Origin of the sequence: Micromonospora sp. NBC_00617 (assembly GCF_045161355.1) — a bacterium.
Lineage (GTDB): Bacteria > Actinomycetota > Actinomycetes > Mycobacteriales > Micromonosporaceae > Micromonospora.
The window spans coordinates 1,808,740-1,826,822 of sequence record NZ_CP107751.1; the positions used below are offsets into that span (position 1 = coordinate 1,808,740).

Below are 18,083 nucleotides of genomic sequence, written 5' to 3' on the forward strand. Positions count from 1 at the left end.
TAGTCTCGGGCGGCGTTCGTGCTTCCCGCCCCCCGAGGAGCGTCCGTGGACTCGATGGCCCGCCCGCGCACCGCGCCCCACGACGACGACCAGCCGATCGACCCGCCCAGCGACGGCTCCATGCTTCCGGAGCTGGAGGACGCCGCCTGGATGCACCACGCGAACACGTTCGCGCACACCAGCTTCTGGGCGGTGGCCCGACGTCTGCCGAGGTTGGTGCGGGAGGCGGTGGCGCTGGCCTGGGCCACCAACCGCATGGACACGGTCGCCTCCATCGGCCTGAACGTCGCCGCCGGCGTGATGACCACCTTCGGCCTGCTCGCCACGACCAGCGTGCTGCGGGAACTCTTCGCCGCCGGTCCCACCCCGGACCGGGTGCGCTCCGCCCTGCCGGCGCTGGTCGTGGCCGCGGCGGCGGTGTCGGCGCGCGGCGGCCTGACGATCGCGGCCGGTTGGGCCCAGGCACGGCTCACCCCGCAGATCAACTACCAGGTGGAGCTGCGGCTGTTCGAGGCCACCACCGCCGTGGATCTGGCCGCGTTCGACGACGCCGGGTTCGCCGAGGAGATGGACCGGGTCCGCGACCGGGGGATGGGCGAGGCGGCGTGGATCGTCGACCACACCGTCAACCTGGTCACCGGCGTCGTCGGGATGCTCGCCACCGCCGTGGCGGTCACCGTCATCCAGCCGCTGCTGCTGCCGTGCCTGCTGCTCGCGGCCGTGCCCCAGGCGATCACGGCGGTGCGGATGGCCCGCCGGGAGTACCTGGCGATGCTGGCCCGGATCACCCGCCGCCGGCGGATGTGGATGCTCGCCCACCTGATGGCCAACCGGCACACCGCAGCCGAGGTGCGCGCCTACCAGATGCGTGACTTCCTGCTCGCCGAGTACTGCGGCGTGATGGCTGTCGAGACCCGCGCCCAACTGCGGTTGGTGCGCTCGCAGGCCGGCACCCGCGTGGCCGGCGCCAGCGTGGCGGGCCTGGCCACCTTCGGGGTGTACGCCGTGCTCGGCGGTCTGCTGCTGGCCGGTATGGTCGCCCTCGCCGCCGCGGCCACCGCCCTGCTCGCCCTGCAGTCCGCCCGGACCAGCCTGGGCGTCGCGGTCGTCGCCACCAACTCGCTGTACGAGGACGCCCTCTACTACCAGGACTACCGGGATTTCCTGACCCGGGCGCAGGGCCGGGTGCCCGTCGGCGGCGACCAGGTGGTCGACGGCGTCGAGACGATCGACGTGCATGAGGTGAGCCTGCGCTACCCCGACACCGACGCGCCCGCGGTGGACCGGGTCAGCCTGACGATCCGACGCGGTGAGGTGATCGCGCTGGTCGGCGAGAACGGCTCCGGCAAGACCACCCTGGCCAAGTTGATCGCCGGGCTCTACCAGCCGACCGGCGGGACGATCCGCTGGGACGACGTCGACGCCGCCGAACTGGATCCGCGGACGCTCGGCGCGCAGGTGGCCGTGATGACGCAGGAGTACTGGAAGTTCCCGTTCACCGCGGGGCAGAACATCCGCGTCGGCCGGCACGACCGTACGCCCGACCAGCCCGGCCCCGACGTGCAGGAGGCCGCCGCCGCGGCCGCCGCCCACGACATGATCGTCGGTCTGCCGCACGGCTACGACACCCTGCTGGACCGGGAGTTCAAGAACGGTCACGAGCTGTCCGGCGGGCAGTGGCAGCGGCTCGTCGCCGCCCGCGGGCTCTACCGCAACGCCGCCCTGCTGATCTGCGACGAGCCGTCGGCAGCCCTGGATGCCCGCGCCGAACATGCCCTGTTCCAGCACCTGCGCCGTCGGCCCGACCGGGCCGTCGTCCTGATCACCCACCGGCTGGCCAACGTCCGGCACGCCGATCGGATCTTCGTCATGGACCGGGGTCGCCTCGTCCAGCAGGGCAACCACGACGAGCTGATGGCGGCCGGCGGCCTCTACCGCGAGCTGTTCGAGTTGCAGGCCAGCGGCTACCGAGCCGGCGCCACCGACGCCGCAAACCACTGACTCCACCCCATCGTGCGCCCCGACTCCTGCTCATCAATCGATCACTGGGGCTCTGCCACAGCGGGTGGGTCCAGGCCGTCCTTTGCTCTGCTTCAACCCGCGCAACACCCGGTGTCCGGATCCGATGCGTGGGTTGAAGCAGAGCAAAGGAGGCGACGCGTAGGTCTCTGCTCGCGGTCCGACGCCCAGGTCCACGCGACAGCCGAGGATCCCGCCCGTCAGGCGGGCTGGGCACCCTTGAGGAAATCCGCGAGGACCCGTGTGTGGGTGGAGAACGCCAGTTCGACCGGGTCGGTGAGCACCAGCCACTCGGTGGCCTCCTCCGTGGGCGCCGACGGCGGCAGGTCCTCGACGGCCCGCTCGGGCAGCACTCCGAAGACCATCATGGTGCCGCCCGCCGGGGCGCCGTGCACGGCCAGGAGCCGGGCGTCCTCGGCCGCCGCGATCAGCCCGGTCTCCTCCCGCAGCTCACGCACGAGCGCGTCGGACCACTCCTCGCCGTACTCGATGAAGCCGCCGGGCAGCGCGAGCAGCCCGCGGGCCGGTTCGATGTCCCGGCGCACGACCACCACCCCGAGGCCCTCGGCGGTGCGGACCGGGAGCACCGCGACCGCGACGGGCAGCGGATTGCGCCAGACGGTCTCGCCGCAGACCGCGCAGATCCGCGGCCATCCGGCCGCCGCCGGGTAGGCGGTGCCGCAGTAGGAGCAGTGCGAGTACGCCATGCCGGTCATGCCGCAGCACGTTACCCGGGCCCCCGCGCGGTCAGCGGCGCCGTCGGGCGGGGATCGCAGCCGCCCACCTCGGATGGCGGAGACCAGTGCGCCGGACGACGGCGGCGCGTCGGCCGCCGCCGGCGGAGCCGCTCAGGCTTGCGGGGCGCCCGTGTAGAAGGCGGTGGTGCGCTCGGCGGCGGCCTTGGCCTCGTCGGCGTCGGTGCCGGCGGCGATGCTCGCCTCGCACCACAGCTGGCTGCTCAGCTCCATGGCGCGTCGTCCCTCGGCGGAGGCGATCCACTCGGCGCTGTCCTCCGGTCGGACGCCGCCGCCGTCGCCGGAGAGGTAGGTGGCAAGACCGAGCAGGCCCAGGTCCCAGCCGACGCCGACGGCGCCCGGCCCGAACTGTGCCCACCGGTCCTGGTCGACGTGCGCGATGTGGTCCAGGTCGAGGCGGGCCCGTTCGTCGCCGACCGGCGTGACCCGCACCTCGATCCAGCTCACCTCGCCGCCCATCTCCCAGGTGGCGGTGAAGCGGTGCGGAGGCTCGCAGCTCTCGATGGTGCCGTGGGCGTTGCCCTGAAGCTGGTACGTGCCGTGCAGCCGCAGGTCGCCGCTGATCGGCAGGAACCAGCGGGGGATGCGCTCGGCGTTGGTGCAGGCGTCCCACAGGTCCTCGGCCGTCGCCTGGTAGGTCTGGCTGATCGTGGTCACCCGGGCCTCGCCCGCGGCCAGGGTGCGGCTGCCGACCTGCCGCTGGACGGCGTTGATCTGCTCGGTCGCGTCGAACATCAGGTGTTCCTCTCCTCGGATGGATCGGCGGGCCCGTGCAGGCGACGTTCGCGTCGGCCCCGGGCCAGCTCGGTGGCGAGTGCCGCCAGGGGTGGCGCCCAGAACCGGCGGAAGTGCTCCAACCAGCCGTCGACCTCGCGCAACGGGCGTGGATCGACCGCGTACAGGCGCCGGGCGCCCTCTGGTCGCACGGTGGCGAAGCCGTTGTCCCGCAACACTTTGAGGTGCTGTGACACGGCGGGCTGGGAGATGCCGAACTCGTCGCGGATGACCGCGCTGACCGCGCCCGCGGTCTGCTCGCCGTCGGCGAGCAGCTCCAGGATGCGGCGCCGGACCGGATCGCCCAGCACGTCGAAGGCGTGCACGGCGACAGTTATATCACTACCAGCTTATTTAAGCCAAGCCTGAAACTCCGACCAGCTTGTCCAACCGGATCGGCAGGTCCCGGATGCGGACGCCGGTGGCGTGGTGGACGGCGTTGGCGACCGCCGCCGCGGTGCCGACGATGCCGATCTCGCCGATGCCCTTCACCCCGGCCGGATTCAGCTCGTCGTCCCGCTCATCCAGCCAGTACGCCTCGACGGCCTCGACGTCCGCGCAGCCGGTGATGTGGTACGTGGCCAGGTCGTGGTTGACCCAGTCGCCGTAGCGCTCGTCGAGCAGGCCCTCTTCGTGCAGCGCCATCGACAGCCCCATCGTCATGCCGCCGATCAGCTGACTGCGCGCCGTCGTCGGGTTCACCACCCGGCCGGCGGCGAACACCCCGAGCAGCCGGTTCACCCGCACCTCGCCGGTGTCCGCGTCCACCCGCACCTCGACGAACTGCGCCCCGTACGCGTACCGGGGTCGGCTGGGCTGCCCGCTCACCTCGTCGGTGGTGTCCGCCTCGGCGCTGACCTCGGTACCCGGCGGTGCGCCCTCGCGCAGCTTCCCGCGCATCGCCTCGCAGGCCCGGATCACGGCCCAGCTCCACGAGGCGGTGCCCATCGAGCCCCCGGCCACCGGAGCCACCGGGAGATCGGTGTCGCCGATGCGGATCTCGACCCGCTCGGGCGGCACCCCCAGCGCGTCGGCGGCCACCTGCCAGAGCGCCGTCCTGGCGCCGGTGCCGATGTCGGTGGCGTCGATCCGTACCAGGAAGGTGCCGTCGGGCCGGGCGGTGGCCGCCGCCGACGATGGTCTCGCCCGGGCCGGGTAGCTCGACCCGGCCACGCCGGTGCCGATCAGCCACCGCCCGTCGCCCCGGGCCCGGGGCGTGGGATCCCGGCCGGTCCAGCCGAACCGTTGCGCCCCCTCGCGCAGGCAGGCCACCAGATTGCGGCTGGTGAACGACTCCCCCTGGTCGGGGTCGACCTGGGCGTCGTTGCGGATCCGCAGCTCCACCGGGTCGACCCCCACGGCGACGGCCAGTTCGTCCATCGCCGACTCCAGGGCGTACGCGCCGGGGCACTCGCCGGGGGCGCGCATCCAGAACGGCGTGGGCACGTCGAGGCGGACCAGGCGGTGAGTGGTGCGTCGGTGCGGCGCCGCGTACATGCTGCGGGTGTAGACGGCGATCTGCTCGGCGAACTCCCGGACGGTCGAGGTCTGGCTGATCGCGTCGTGACAGACCGCGGTGAGCCGGCCGTCGGTGTCGGCGGCGAGGCGGATCCGTTGGATGCTGGGCGTGCGGTAGCCGATCGGCCCGAACAGCTGCTGGCGGGTCAGCGCCAGCCTGACCGGGCGGTCCACGTGCCGGGCGGCGAGCGCGGCGAGCACCACCGCCGCCTTGGCGGAGCCCTTGCTGCCGAAGCCGCCGCCGACGTGCTCGGCGATGACCCGCACGGACTCCTGGGGCAGCTCGAACAGCTCGGCCAGCGCGGTCTGCACCGGCACGGCGCCCTGGGTTGAGTCGTGCACCAGCAGCCGCCCGTCGTGCCACCGCGCCGTCGTGGCGTGCGGCTCCATCGGATTGTTGTGGTACGCCGGTGTCCGATAGGTGACGTCCACCCGCACCGGCGCGGCCGCGTACCCGGCGTCGAAGTCCCCCTCGGCCGTGTCCGTCGGATAGCTGGGGTTGACGTGCTCCGGTTTGTACAGGCCCGGGTGGTCGTCGGTGAGCACGGTGCTGTGCGGCGCGGCGTCGTAGTCGATCCGCACCAGTCGGGCACCCTCGCGGGCCGCCTCCAGGCTGGTGGCCACCACCACCGCGACGAACTGCCCCCGGTAGTGCACCGCCGGCTCCTGCAACAACCACAGCTCCGGCTGCGGGCCGGGCGCGATCCGGGGCGCGTTGCCGTGGTGCAGTACGGCGAGCACGCCGGGCGACGCCAGCGCCTCCTCGGTGTCGACGCGGGTGATCCGGCCCCGGACCACTGCCGCCGGCACCGCCCAGCCGTACGTGACGCCGTCCACCGGGTACTCCACCGCGTACCGGGCCGTGCCGGTGACCTTCTCCCGACCCTCCAGCCGGGGATGCGCCCGACCGACCGCGCCGGTGTTCACGACGCCGCCAACTCGCTGAGCACCCGCACCGTGATGGCCCGGGTCAGGGGCAGCTTGAAGCCGTTGTGCCGTAGCGGCCGGGCCTCGGTCAACTCGGCGTCGGCGGCCCGCGCGGCCAGCTCCGGGCTGAACAGCCGACCGCGCAGCTCCTCCTCGGCCCGGTACGCCCGCCACGGCCGGTGCGCCACCGCGCCGTACGCCAGGCGGACGTCGCGGACCACGTCCCCGTCGAGGTCGAGCACCGCGGCCACCGAGCCGGCGGCGAAGGCGAACGACGCCCGGTCGCGCACCTTCAGGTACGCCGAACGGCGCGCGGCCGGCAACGCGGGCAGCCGCACGGCGGTGATCAGCGCGCCCCGCGCCAGAGTCGTCTCCCGTTCCGGATGCGCGCCGGGGGAGCGGTACAGCTCGGCGAGCGGGACGTCCCGGGGGCCGTCGGCGTCGTGCACCTCCACCACCGCGTCCAGCGCGGCGAGGGCGACCGCCAGGTCCGACGGGTGGGTGGCCACGCACTGTTCGGACCAGTCCAGCACGGCCAGGTCGCGGTTCTGCCCGTGCAGGGCGGCGCAGCCGCTGCCCGGGTCGCGCTTGTTGCACGCCTTGCCGGTGTCCTGGAAGTAGACGCAGCGGGTGCGCTGCAACAGGTTGCCGCCGGTCGTGGCCAGGTTGCGTAGCTGACCGGACGCGGCGGCGAGCAGGGCGCGGGCCAGCACCGGGTAGTCGCGGCGAACCGCGGGGTGGGCGGCGAGGTCGCTGTTGCGCACGGTCGCGCCGATGCGCAGCCCGCCGTCGGGCAGCTCCTCGACCGTGTCCAGCGGCAGTCGGGTCACGTCCACCAGCAGCTCGGGCCGCTGCACCCCGAGCTTCATGAGGTCCACCAGGTTGGTCCCGCCGCCCAGGTACGCCGCGTGCGGCTGGCCGGCCAGCACGGCGACGGCGTCGGCCACGTCGGCCGGCCGGTGGTAGCGGAACGGCCTCACGACGTGGTCGCCGTCTCGCGGATGGCCGCGACGATGTGCGGGTACGCGGCGCAGCGGCAGAGGTTGCCGGCCATCCGCTCGCGGATCTCGGCGTCGGTCAGCTCGGGTGGCGCGTCGAGGTCGTCGGTGACCGCGCTGGGCCAGCCCCGGGCGACCTCGTCGAGCATGCCCCGGGCCGAGCAGAGCTGCCCGGGGGTGCAGTAGCCGCACTGGAACGCGTCGTGCGCGACGAACGCGGCCTGCAACGGGGACAGGTCGTCCGGACCGGCGAGCCCCTCGACGGTCAGCACCGATCGGCCGTCCACCGTGACCGTGAAGACGAGGCAGCTCTTGGCCCGGCGACCGTCCAGCAGCACCGTGCAGGAGCCGCACTGGCCGTGGTCGCAGCCCTTCTTCGCCCCGGTCAGGCCCAGGTGCTCGCGCAGCGCGTCGAGCAGGGTGGTGCGGTTGTCCAGCGTCAGCTCACGGCGGTCGCCGTTCACCTCGAACGCCACCCGGGACGAGTGACGCTCGTCGGTCGTCGTCTCGTTCTCCGGTCCGCCCCGCACCGGCCCAGACTAGCGGCAGCCGGACATAAGCGGACGAATTACGCAGAGAGCCCGCCGTGGTGCGCCCCGGGCGCCGCCGGCTGCGGCGCCCGGGACTCGCGGCCTCAGGCCACCGGCGCGGCGGCGTCGGTGGCGCGGGCGAGGTGTCGGTGGGCGCGGATCAGCTCCGCGTAGCGCAGGCCGCTCGCCTTCACCGTCCGCCGCTGGGTGGCGTAGTCGACGTGCACCAGTCCGAAGCGCTTGTCATAGCCGTACGCCCACTCGAAGTTGTCCAGCAGCGACCACACGAAGTAGCCGTCCAGCGGCACCCCCCGGGCCGCCGCCGACGCGCACGCCGCCAGGTGCTGCTCCAGGTGGTCGGTGCGCTCCTTGTCCTCGACCGTGCCGTCGGCGGTGACCTCGTCCGGCCACGCCGAGCCGCTCTCGGTGACGATGATCCGGCCCGGCCGGTACTCCTCGTGCACGTCGACGAGCAGCCGCTCCAGGCCCGCCGGGTACATCTCCCAGCCCATGGCCGTCTCCACCGAACCGGGCACCGGCACCTGCTTCGCGTACGGCGCCGGGCCGGTCGGATCGTCGACGACCAGTTGCCGGAAGTAGTAGTTCACCCCGAGGAAGTCGGTCGGCGTGGCGATCACCGCCAGGTCGTCACCGCGCACCGGCGGCTCGACCCCGTACGTGTCGATCATGTCGGCGGGGTAGCCGCGCCCGTGGATCGGGTCCAGCCACCAGCGGTTGACGTGCCCGTCGGCCCGCCGGGCCGCCGCGACGTCCTGGGGTCGGTCGGTCGCCGGCTCGATCGGGCTGAGGTTGAGCACCAGACCGACCGACGCCGGTCGGGCGGCGTTGGCCCGGATCGCCTGGGTGGCCAGGCCGTGCCCGAGCAGCGCGTGGTGCGAGGCGTGCACGGCGCGGGTCAGGTCCCGCTCGCCGGGGGCCATCTTTCCCTCCAGGTGCCCGATCCAGCACACGCAGAGCGGCTCGTTGACCGTGTTCCAGTCGGCCACCCGGTCGCCGAGGCGGGCGGCGACCACCGCCGCGTAGTCGGCGAACGCCTCGGCCGTGGCGCGCTCCGGCCAACCGCCGCGATCCTGGAGGGCCTGCGGCAGGTCCCAGTGGTAGAGCGTGACGAACGGCCGGATCCCGTCGGCGAGCAGCGTGTCGACGAGCCGGTCGTAGAAGTCCAGCCCGGCGGGGTTGACCCGGCCGACGCCGTCGGGCAGCACCCGGGGCCAGGCCACCGAGAACCGGTACGCGTCCACGCCGAGCCGGCGCAGCAACGCGAGATCCTGCGGCCACCGGTGGTAGTGGTCGCAGGCCACCGCGCCGGTGTCGCCGTTGTCGACGTTGCCGGGGATGGCCGAGAAGGTGTCCCAGATGGACGGCGCCCGGCCGTCGACGTCGACGGCCCCCTCGATCTGGTACGCCGCCGTGGCGACGCCCCAGAGGAAGTCGGGTGGCAGCTTGGACAGGTCGGGCACGGGAAGGCTCTCCTCTGGGATGGGGTGACTCACTTGACCGCGCCGGCGGTGAGGCCGGCGACGAAATAGCGCTGCAAGGCCAGGAATCCGGCGACGACCGGGATGCTGACCACCAGCGAGGCGGCCATGATCTGGTTCCAGTAGACGTTGAACTGGGTGGAGTAGCCCTGCAGGCCGACGGCCAGGGTGCGGCTGCCCTCGTCGGTCATCACGGAGGCGAAGAGCACCTCACCCCAGGCGGTCATGAACGCGTACACGGTCACCGCGACCACGCCGGGCACGGCGGCCGGCAGGATGACCCGGAACAGGATGCGCAGCGGCCCGGCCCCGTCGACCTGCGCCGCCTCGTCCAGCCCACGCGGGATCGAGTCGAAGTAGCCGACCAGCATCCAGATCGAGAACGGCAGCGAGAAGGTCAGGTACGTGATGATCAGGCCGGTGCGGCTGGCGTACAGCTCGATGCCCGTGGCGTTGCCCAGGTTGACGTAGATGAGGAACAGCGGCAGCAGGAACAGGATGCCGGGGAACATCTGGGTGGACAGCACCGTCACCGAGAAGACACCCCGGCCGCGAAAGCGGTACCGGCTGACGGCGAACGCCGCGAAGATCGCCACGGCCACCGAGCAGACCGCCGCGACGCTCGACACCACCAGGCTGTTGACCAGGTAGCGGGCCAGCGGAACGGTGCTCCACATGTCGACGAACGGTTGCAGGGTGGGCCGGCTGGGCCACCAGGTGAAGCCGTTCTGCACGTCCCGCAGCGGTTTCGCCGCCGAGGTGACCATCACGTAGAGCGGAATGACGACGAAGAGGGTGAGCAGGGTCAGCACGATGCGCCGGCCCCAGCGCTCACCGGCGGTCTCACGCATGGTCGTCCCTCCGGCGGTTGGTGATCAGCAGGTACGCGGCCGAGACGACCAGCAGGAACAGCAGCAGCGCCACCGACATCGCCGAGCCCGACCCGAAGTCCCAGGTCTTGAAGGAGCTGCGGTAGATGTGGATGGAGATCAGGTCGGCCTGCTCGGGTGCGGAGCCGCCGAAGAGCACGTACGGGGTGTTGAAGTCGTTGAACGTCCACAGGAACAGCACCAGCAGCAGCACCAGGTTCACCGGCCGCAGCATGGGCAGGGTGACCGAGCGCAGTCGGCGCCAGAATCCCGCGCCGTCGATCGCCGCGGCCTCGTACAGCTCGCCCGGCACGTTCTGCAGGCCGGCCATCAGGCAGAGGAACGCGAACGGCCAGTTGCGCCAGACCGACACCACCAGCAGCGAGGCGAAGCTGTTGTCGCCGATCAGCCAGAACGGCCGCTCGCCCAGCAGCCCGAGCTGGTCGACGAGCACGTGGTTGACCAGGCCGGTGTCGCGCTGCAGCAGGAAGCTCCAGGTGATCACTGCGGTGTAGACCGGCAGGGCGTACGGGGTGAGGAACAGCGCCCGCAGGATGGCCCGCCCGCGAAACGGCTTCTGCAGCACGACGGCCGCCGCGATGCCGAGCAGCCAGGCGAACCCGACCGAGAGCACGCTGTAGATCAGGGTCACCCAGAACGAGTGCAGCAGCTCCTTGCCGGCGGCGGAGTTCAGATCGAGCGTGGCGCGGTAGTTCTCCAGCCCGACGAAGGGCGCGGTGGACCAGTCCCGGATGTGGAACTGGGTCAGCTCCAGCAGGCTCATCCAGACCCCGACCACCATCGGGATCACGTGGATGGCGAGTTCCAGCACGATGGCCGGGGCGAGCAGCAGGTACGGCAGGAGCGAGCGGCGGGGGCCGCGCGGTCGGCGGGCGGCCCCCCGGGCGGGTGACCCGGCCCGGGGCACGCGCCGGTCGGCGTCCGGCGCGGTGGTGCTGGTTGCCATCGGGGTCCTCTCGGAGGCGGTGGCCGTGGCCGGGCTCGTCGCCCGACCACGGCCACCGGCGCTGCGTGGGTCAGCGCATCTTCTGCTGCGCGTCGGTCAGCTTCGCCTTCACCGACTGCTCGGTGACCGGCTTGCCGCTCGCCGCGTCGGCGAACAACTCCTTCATCGCCGTGCCGACCAGGGTCTCGAAGGTGCTCTCGTCGGGCACCTGCGGCAGCGGGGCGGCGGTGGTGACCAGCGTCTCCTGGATGCTCTTCTGCTCCGGGGCGCTGAACGCCGGATCGGATGCCGCGGTCTTGACCGCCGGCAGCGAGCCGTACGTCTTGTTGAGGATCGTCTGCTCCTCGTCGCTGGTCATGAACTTGACGAAGCTCAGCGCGCCGTCCTTGTTCTTGGTGTGCTTGAAGACCGCCATGTTGATGCCGGCGACCATGCTGTTGACCTTCTTGCCGCCGGCCGGCGGGCTGGCCAGGAACGGCACCGGGGCCACCCCGTACGCGTCGGCGGGCATGTTCTGGGTCTTGAGGTTCGAGCCGGCGGACTGCCAGAGCAGCATGGCGGCCTTGCCGTTGGCGAAGTCGGAGACCGACTGGTTCTGCGCGTACTCGGCGTTGCTCGGGTTGGTGATCTTGTCGGCGGCCATGAAGTCGATGTAGCGCTTGATGGCCGAGACGTTCTGCGGGGTGTCGAAGGTCGGCTTGCCGGCCGAGTCGAACCACTCACCGCCGTACTGCTGGCTGAAGGTGAAGGCGTGGTGCGCGTTCTCCGACGGGTTGGCGCCCTCGATCGCCAGGCCCCACTTGCCGCCGGTGCTGAGCTTCTTGCCGTACTCGGCGAGCTGCTCCCAGGTGGTCGGGGGCGCGGTGATGCCGGCGTCGGCGAACGCCTTCTTGTTGTAGTACAGGCTGTACGCCATGCTGTAGAGCGGCACGGCGGCCGGCGGCTTGCCGGGGGCGCCGGCGGCGGCGAGCGCGGCGGGCACGATCCGGTCCTTGCCGCCCACGGCCTGCAGGGCGGCGTCGTCGAACTCGACGAGCGCGCCGGTGGCCTGCAACGACGCCGACCAGGTGTTGCCGATGTTCACCACGTCCGGGCCCTTGCCCGAGGCGGCGGCGGCGAGCAGCCGGTTGAGCAGGTCCGACCAGGGGACGACCTCGACGTTGACCTTGATGCCGGACTGCTTCTCGAACTTGTCCAGCTCCGGCTGGAGGGTGGTCTTGTCGGCCTCCAGGCTGGCGCCCTGGTTGCTGGCCCAGTAGGTGAGGGTCTTGGGCGATGCGGCGGAGTCGTCGCCGGAGCCGCCGCAGGCGGTCAGCGATGCGGCGGCCAGTACGGCGGCGGTGAATATCCCGAGGTGTCGTCTCGACACGGTCAGCCCTTCCGGTGCGTGGTGGGGGTCCGCCGACCGCCGTCGTCGATAGGGGTGCGGCGACGGTTGCCGGCTGCGGACGGGGTTTCTCCGGAGGCGCCGTCGGGGGTCCGTCGGCGTTTCCCGCGAGTTACATCACGGCTTAATGAATGTCGTCATTAAAGTTGCTGGCCGGTGGGCCGTCAAGCACGGTGCGGTTACAGTCGCCACCAACGGCCGACGGGAACGAGGTGACGAGTGGAGCTGGCGCGTGCCACCAACCGGAGCGTCCGGCTGCGCAACCGGTCCGCCCTGCTGACGAAGCTCTTCCTCGATGCCCCGCTCACCCGGCAGGATTTGGTGCGCAGCACCGGGCTGAGCCAGCCGGCGGTGAGCAACGTGGTGGCCGACCTGCTCGACGAGGGCATCGTCGCCGAGGCCGGCGCCGCCGAGTCCGACGGCGGTCGCCCCAGCATGCTGCTGCGGGTCGCCCCCCGGTACGCCTTCGTGATCGGCGTGGACGTCGGCGAGACCCGGGTCCGGGTAGAGCTGTTCGACTTCGCGATGACCCTGCTCGCCAGCATCGAGTACCCGCTCGACCCGGCGCGCACCGAGCCCGACGTGGTGGCCGGGCACGTGCTGGCCGGCATCGAGGCCGTGACCGGTCAGGCCCGGGTGGCCACCGCCGACGTGCTCGGCGTCGGTATCGGCGTCTCCGGCGTGGTCGAGCAGGGCGTCGAGGCCGTCGTGCACGCCCAGGCCCTCGGCTGGGACCGGGTGCCGCTGGAGCGCCTCATCGGCGCCGGCACCGACCTGCCGCTGCACATCGACAACGGCGCGAAGACCCTCGGCCAGGCCGAGATGTGGTTCGGCGCCGGGCGCGGCGCCCGGCACGCCGTCTTCGCGCTGGTCGGCTCCGGCGTGGGCGCGGCCGTGGTGACCAACGGCGCCACCTACCGGGGCGCGTCCAGCAGCGCGGGGGAGTGGGGGCACACCACCCTGGTGTACGGCGGCCGGGCCTGCCGGTGCGGCGCGCGCGGCTGCCTGGAGGCGTACGTGGGGGCGGAGGCGATCATCGACCGCTACCGCGAGGCGCGTCGGGGTCGCGCCGTGCCGGGCGAGGACGAGGAGTCGCAGCTCGCCGCGCTGGTCACCGCCGCCGAGTCGTCCGCCACCGCCCGCCGGGTGCTGGACGACACCGCCGGCTACCTCGGCGCGGGGGTGGCCAACCTGATCAACCTGTTCAATCCGGAGCGGGTCGTCCTCGGTGGGTGGGCCGCGATGGCGCTGGGCGACCTGCTGCCGGCCGTGCGCGAGGCCGCCGGTCGGCAGGCGCTGCGCCAGCCGTACGAGCAGGCGTCGATCGAGCTGTGCCGCCTCGGCGTGGACGCGGTGGCCCTGGGCGCGGCGACCCTCCCGATCGTCCGCTTCCTCACCGAGGGCGGCGTCCGCCGCGCCTGACCCTGCCTCCTCCTCGGGGAGTGGTTGGGGTCGGGGGACGGTGGTCGGGGGTGGGAATTACACAAAACCTGATCCTCGGGATAAATAACGAAGTTATAGATCGATGTCTTGACGCCGTCGCAATCTCGCCGCAACACTCCTACGAGAGCGCTCTCCTCCCCGCGGCGTCGCATCGGCGGCACCACCCACGGCACCACGGGCGAACACCGATCCCCCACCCCGGCGTCCGTAACGCCCTATCGACAGGCGATGTCATGACATCTCGTGCTACATCCGTACGCCCGCGTCCCCGGCGGCGGACCGTCCGGCACCTCCTGGCCGGAGTCGCCGTGGCCCTGGTGGCGGCCCTGACCCCGGCCGTGGCCACCGCCCCGGCGCAGGCCGCCCCCACCCTGCTGTCGCAGGGACGCCCGGCGACCGCCTCGTCCACTGAGAACGCCGGCACCCCCGCGTCGGCAGCTGTCGACGGCAACACCGGCACCCGCTGGGCCAGCGCCTTCAGCGACCCCCAGTGGCTCCAGGTCGACCTGGGCGCGCGGGCCACCATCAGCCAGGTCAACCTGCTCTGGGAGGGCGCCTACGGCCGCGCCTTCCAGCTCCAGACCTCCGACGACGCCGCCACCTGGACCACGATCTACTCGACCACCACCGGCGCGGGCGGCACCCAGAACCTGACCGTCACCGGCGCCGGCCGGTACGTGCGGATGTACGGCACCGCCCGGGGCACCGGCTACGGCTACTCGCTCTGGGAGTTCCAGGTCTACGGCGAGACCGGCGGTGACACGTCCACCTGCGGCAGCGCCAACGTCGCGCAGGGCAGCCCGGTGACCGCCTCGTCCACCGAGAACGCCGGCACCCCGGCGTCCGCCGCCGTCGACGGCAACACCGGCACCCGCTGGGCCAGCGCCGCCAGCGACCCGCAGTGGCTGCGCGTCGACCTCGGCAGCACCCGCACGATCTGCCGGGTGACGCTCACCTGGGAGGCCGCGTACGCCCGGGCCTTCCAGCTCCAGACCTCCGCGGACGGGTCCACCTGGACCACCATCTACTCGACCACGACGGCCACCGGTGGCACGCAGAGCCTCACCGTCACCGGCAGCGGTCGCTACCTGCGGGTGTACGGCACCGCCCGGGGCACCGCCTACGGCTACTCACTGTGGGAGTTGGCGGTCAACACGACTGGCGGCGGCACCACCGAACCCCCGGTCGGCGCCACCGACCCGTACAACCCCAACCTCGGGCCGAACACGTACGTCTTCGACCCGGGCACGCCGACGTCGACGATCCAGAGTCGACTGAACACCCTCTTCACCCAGCAGGAGACCAACCAGTTCGGCCCGCAGCGCTACGCCGTGCTGTTCAAGCCCGGCACCTACACCGCCGATGTCAACCTCGGCTTCTTCACCCAGGTCGCCGGGCTCGGCATGAGCCCCGACGACGTCAACCTCAACGGCCACGTCCGCACCGAGGCGTTCTGGATGGGCGGCAACGCCACCCAGAACTTCTGGCGGGCCGCGGAGAACCTCTCGGTCACCCTGCCCGCCGGGCAGACCGTGGAGCGCTGGGCGGTGTCGCAGGCCGCGCCGTACCGGCGGATGCACCTGCGCGGCGCGCAGAACCAGATCCAGCTCTGGAACGGCGGCGACGGCTGGTCCAGCGGCGGCCTGCTGGCCGACACCCGCATCGACGGCCTGGTAGTTTCCGGCTCGCAGCAGCAGTGGTACTCCCGCAACAGCGAGTTCGGCAACGGCTGGACCGGCTCGGTGTGGAACATGGTCTTCCAGGGCGTCAACGGCGCCCCGGCGCCGAGCTTTCCCAACCCGTCGCACACCGTTATCGCGCAGACCCCGCAGGTGCGGGAGAAGCCGTTCCTGTACGTCGACGGCACCGGTGAGTACCGGGTCTTCGTGCCCGCCCTGCGCACCAACTCGACCGGCACCAGCTGGTACAACAGGACCCCGGCCGGCTCGTCGATCTCGCTGTCGCAGTTCTTCGTCGTCCAGCCCGGCACCAGCGCGGCCACCATCAACGCCGCCCTCGCCCAGGGTCGGCACCTGCTCTTCACCCCGGGCGTGCACCACGTGACCGAGCCGATCCAGGTCAACCGGGCCGACACGGTCGTGCTCGGCCTCGGCCTGGCCACCATCCAGGCCGACAACGGCAGCGTGGGCATGCGGGTGGCCGATGTGGACGGCGTCAAGGTCGCCGGCCTGATGTTCGAGGCCGGCACGACCAACTCGCCGGTGCTCATGGAGGTCGGGCCGTCCGGCTCGACGGCGAGCCACGCCACGAACCCGACGTCGCTGCACGACGTGTTCTTCCGCATCGGCGGGCCGCACGTCGGCAAGGCCACCAACACGCTGACCGTCAACAGCGACAACGTGATCGGTGACCACATGTGGCTGTGGCGGGCCGACCACGCCGCCAGCGGCGTACCGACCGGGTGGACCCTGAACACCGCCGACACCGGACTGACCGTCAACGGCGACAACGTCACCATGTACGGCCTCTTCGTCGAGCACTACCAGAAGTACCAGACCGTCTGGAACGGCAACGGCGGCCGGACGTACTTCTACCAGAACGAGATGCCGTACGACCCGCCCAACCAGGCCGCCTGGATGAACGGGTCCACCCGGGGGTACGCCGCGTACAAGGTGGCCGACTCGGTCACCAGCCACGGGGCGTGGGGCCTGGGCAGCTACTGCTACTTCAACGTCAACCCGGCCGTCGTCGCGGACCGGGCCATCGAGGCGCCCACCACCTCGAACGTGCGGTTCACCAACATGGTGACCGTCTCGCTCGGCGGTGTCGGCACCATCAACCGGGTGATCAACAACGCCGGCGGGACCGCGAACGCGGCCACCCAGCAGGTGTACCTGACCACCTACCCCTGACCGGGGCGCCCGCGCCGGCCCGCTCGCGCGAGCGACCGGACTGGCGCGGGTGGCACCGAGGGCCGAGCCGGCCCGGTCCCGCCGAAGACCGGGCCGGCCACGGTCCTGCCTCAGTACGCCAGCACCTCGGCCGCCGCGCGTTCACCGGCGCGTACCGCCCCCTCCAGGTAGCCGGCCCAGCGGGTCGCCGTCTCGGTGCCCGCCCAGTGCACCCGCCCGACCGGCGCCCGCAACCGCGGCCCGTACGTGCGCCACGCCCCCGGAGTCAGCACGCCGCCGAAGCAGCCCCGCGTCCACTCGTCGGCCGACCAGTCGTACTCCACCAGCGCCACCGGATCAGCCGCGCGCGGCCCGACCACGGCGGCGAACGCGTCCAGCACGCACTCCCGCCGTCGTGCCGGGGACATCTCCCGCAGCGCGGCGGCGTCGCCGGCGTAGCTGAACCCGGTCAGCACGCCGCGCGGCGAGGTCGGGGTGGAGTTGTCCACCGTCTCGGTGAGCGGTCCGGCGCTGCTGGTGGACACGCCGGAGCGCCCGTCGGCACGCCAGAACGGCTCGGGGTAGACGGCGTGCACCTTCCACGCCGACCCCATCGGCATCCGCTGCGTCAGGCCGTCGCGCGACGCCGGCAGCGGCGGGTCGTACCGGATCCGGCCGGCCAGCGCCGGCGCCAGCGCGACCACCACGGCGTCGCCGTCGACGCGCCCGTCGTCGGTGCACACCGTCACCCCGTCCGCGTCCTGCCGGATCGTGCGCACCGCGGCGCCCAGCCGCAGCGTCCCCGGCGGCAAACCGGCCGCCATCCGCTCGGCCAGCGCCGGCGGGCCGCCGACGATCCGGTCCTGCTGCGCGCCGCCGGCCATGCCCAGCAGTGGCCCGGTGCCGCCCGCGCTGCGCAGGTAGAACAGCAGGTGCAGCAGGGACAGCTCGTCCGCGCCGGTGGCCAGCAGCCCGCCGGCGAGCAGCCGCCCCAGGTAGTCGGCCGTGTCGGCGTCTCCGGCCGTGACGCGCAACCAACCGCCGAGCGTCGTCGCGTCCCACCGCGCGGCCTGCGGCGCCCGCCACGGCTCGGCCGGGTCCACGCCGGAGGCGTACTCGTCGAGCAGTCCGAGCACCCGGGCAACCTGCGCCGGCGGGTCGGGTCGCCGCTCGCCGGCCCACAGCAGGGTGGACGCGCCGAGCGCCGCCGAGGCGAAGGTGACCAGCCCGTGCTCGGCGACCAGCGCGTACATCCGGTCCTGGATCGGGCCGATCCACTGGGCGCCCAGGTCGAGCTGGGTCCCGTCGGGCAGCCACCGGGTCAGCACCCGCCCGCCGACGCGGTCACGGGCCTCCAGTACCCGCACGCACGCGCCGGCCCGGTGCAGCGCCGACGCGGCGGCGAGACCGGAGAAGCCGGCGCCGACCACGACCACCCGGATGCCCTCGGACACGCCAGGGTCTACCCCAAAGCGTCGGGCATATGACTCTCCACGGGCGTGCGGCGATGATCGCGGCCCGGGTGGGGTGGCATCGACGGTCCTA

At 72.5% G+C, this 18,083-nt stretch carries 14 protein-coding genes; 3 read left to right on the plus strand and 11 right to left on the minus strand.

Features of this window, described 5'->3' with window-relative positions; genetic code table 11:
* Positions 1 to 54 precede the first annotated feature (54 nt).
* A complete protein-coding gene (locus tag OG505_RS08165) occupies positions 55 to 2,001 on the plus strand; it encodes an ABC transporter ATP-binding protein (protein ID WP_405434422.1) in 1,947 nt (648 codons plus the stop codon).
* Positions 2,002 to 2,219: 218 nt separating this feature from the next.
* Here the strand turns inward: OG505_RS08165 and OG505_RS08170 are convergent, their stop codons facing one another.
* From OG505_RS08170 to OG505_RS08215, 10 genes are all read right to left on the minus strand, one after another.
* On the minus strand, positions 2,220 to 2,735 hold the full coding sequence (locus tag OG505_RS08170) for an NUDIX domain-containing protein (RefSeq protein ID WP_405432204.1): 516 nt from the start codon (positions 2,733 to 2,735) through the stop codon (positions 2,220 to 2,222).
* Between the two features lie 132 nt (positions 2,736 to 2,867).
* The gene (locus tag OG505_RS08175) at positions 2,868 to 3,509 is read right to left on the minus strand and encodes an SRPBCC family protein (RefSeq protein ID WP_405432205.1); all 642 of its coding nucleotides are present in this window, start codon (positions 3,507 to 3,509) and stop codon (positions 2,868 to 2,870) included.
* Complete coding sequence (locus OG505_RS08180) at positions 3,509 to 3,874, minus strand: ArsR/SmtB family transcription factor (protein ID WP_405432207.1); 366 nt, start codon at positions 3,872 to 3,874, stop codon at positions 3,509 to 3,511. Before OG505_RS08180 ends, OG505_RS08175 begins: the two co-directional genes overlap by 1 nt.
* Positions 3,875 to 3,902: 28 nt before the next feature.
* Positions 3,903 to 5,993: a xanthine dehydrogenase family protein molybdopterin-binding subunit gene (locus tag OG505_RS08185; protein ID WP_405432208.1), complete on the minus strand. Its 2,091-nt coding sequence runs from the start codon at positions 5,991 to 5,993 to the stop codon at positions 3,903 to 3,905.
* Positions 5,990 to 6,973, minus strand: coding sequence for an FAD binding domain-containing protein (locus OG505_RS08190; protein WP_405432210.1), 984 nt, complete (start codon positions 6,971 to 6,973; stop codon positions 5,990 to 5,992). The genes OG505_RS08185 and OG505_RS08190 overlap by 4 nt, the downstream gene beginning before the upstream one ends.
* The gene (locus OG505_RS08195) at positions 6,970 to 7,467 is read right to left on the minus strand and encodes a 2Fe-2S iron-sulfur cluster-binding protein (RefSeq protein WP_405434424.1); all 498 of its coding nucleotides are present in this window, start codon (positions 7,465 to 7,467) and stop codon (positions 6,970 to 6,972) included. Before OG505_RS08195 ends, OG505_RS08190 begins: the two co-directional genes overlap by 4 nt.
* Positions 7,468 to 7,625: 158 nt before the next feature.
* On the minus strand, positions 7,626 to 9,002 hold the full coding sequence (locus tag OG505_RS08200; protein ID WP_405432211.1) for a GH1 family beta-glucosidase: 1,377 nt from the start codon (positions 9,000 to 9,002) through the stop codon (positions 7,626 to 7,628).
* A gap of 29 nt (positions 9,003 to 9,031) precedes the next feature.
* On the minus strand, positions 9,032 to 9,871 hold the full coding sequence (locus OG505_RS08205; protein WP_007460899.1) for a carbohydrate ABC transporter permease: 840 nt from the start codon (positions 9,869 to 9,871) through the stop codon (positions 9,032 to 9,034).
* Entirely contained in the window at positions 9,864 to 10,856 is a 993-nt protein-coding gene (locus tag OG505_RS08210) for a carbohydrate ABC transporter permease (RefSeq protein ID WP_405432214.1), read from the minus strand. The genes OG505_RS08205 and OG505_RS08210 overlap by 8 nt, the downstream gene beginning before the upstream one ends.
* A gap of 70 nt (positions 10,857 to 10,926) precedes the next feature.
* Entirely contained in the window at positions 10,927 to 12,225 is a 1,299-nt protein-coding gene (locus OG505_RS08215) for an extracellular solute-binding protein (RefSeq protein ID WP_405432215.1), read from the minus strand.
* Positions 12,226 to 12,462: 237 nt separating this feature from the next.
* On the opposite strand from OG505_RS08215, the gene OG505_RS08220 reads away from it, so the two are divergent.
* Together OG505_RS08220 and OG505_RS08225 are read left to right on the plus strand one after the other, a co-directional pair.
* Positions 12,463 to 13,665: an ROK family protein gene (locus tag OG505_RS08220; protein WP_405432216.1), complete on the plus strand. Its 1,203-nt coding sequence runs from the start codon at positions 12,463 to 12,465 to the stop codon at positions 13,663 to 13,665.
* A 254-nt stretch (positions 13,666 to 13,919) separates the two neighbouring features.
* Entirely contained in the window at positions 13,920 to 16,559 is a 2,640-nt protein-coding gene (locus OG505_RS08225) for a discoidin domain-containing protein (protein WP_405432217.1), read from the plus strand.
* A gap of 110 nt (positions 16,560 to 16,669) precedes the next feature.
* Here OG505_RS08225 and OG505_RS08230 read toward each other — a convergent pair whose 3' ends face one another.
* Entirely contained in the window at positions 16,670 to 17,992 is a 1,323-nt protein-coding gene (locus OG505_RS08230; RefSeq protein ID WP_405432218.1) for a flavin monoamine oxidase family protein, read from the minus strand.
* Positions 17,993 to 18,083 lie beyond the last annotated feature (91 nt).

Bases quoted from the DNA above. Each gene is read 5' to 3' on its own strand.
- OG505_RS08210 (WP_405432214.1), bottom strand. From the start codon at position 10,856: ATGGCAACCAGCACCACCGCGCCGGACGCCGACCGGCGCGTGCCCCGG.
- OG505_RS08165 (WP_405434422.1), top strand. From the start codon at position 55: ATGGCCCGCCCGCGCACCGCGCCCCACGACGACGACCAGCCGATCGAC.
- OG505_RS08170 (WP_405432204.1), bottom strand. From the start codon at position 2,735: ATGACCGGCATGGCGTACTCGCACTGCTCCTACTGCGGCACCGCCTAC.
- OG505_RS08205 (WP_007460899.1), bottom strand. From the start codon at position 9,871: ATGCGTGAGACCGCCGGTGAGCGCTGGGGCCGGCGCATCGTGCTGACC.
- OG505_RS08175 (WP_405432205.1), bottom strand. From the start codon at position 3,509: ATGTTCGACGCGACCGAGCAGATCAACGCCGTCCAGCGGCAGGTCGGC.
- OG505_RS08225 (WP_405432217.1), top strand. From the start codon at position 13,920: ATGACATCTCGTGCTACATCCGTACGCCCGCGTCCCCGGCGGCGGACC.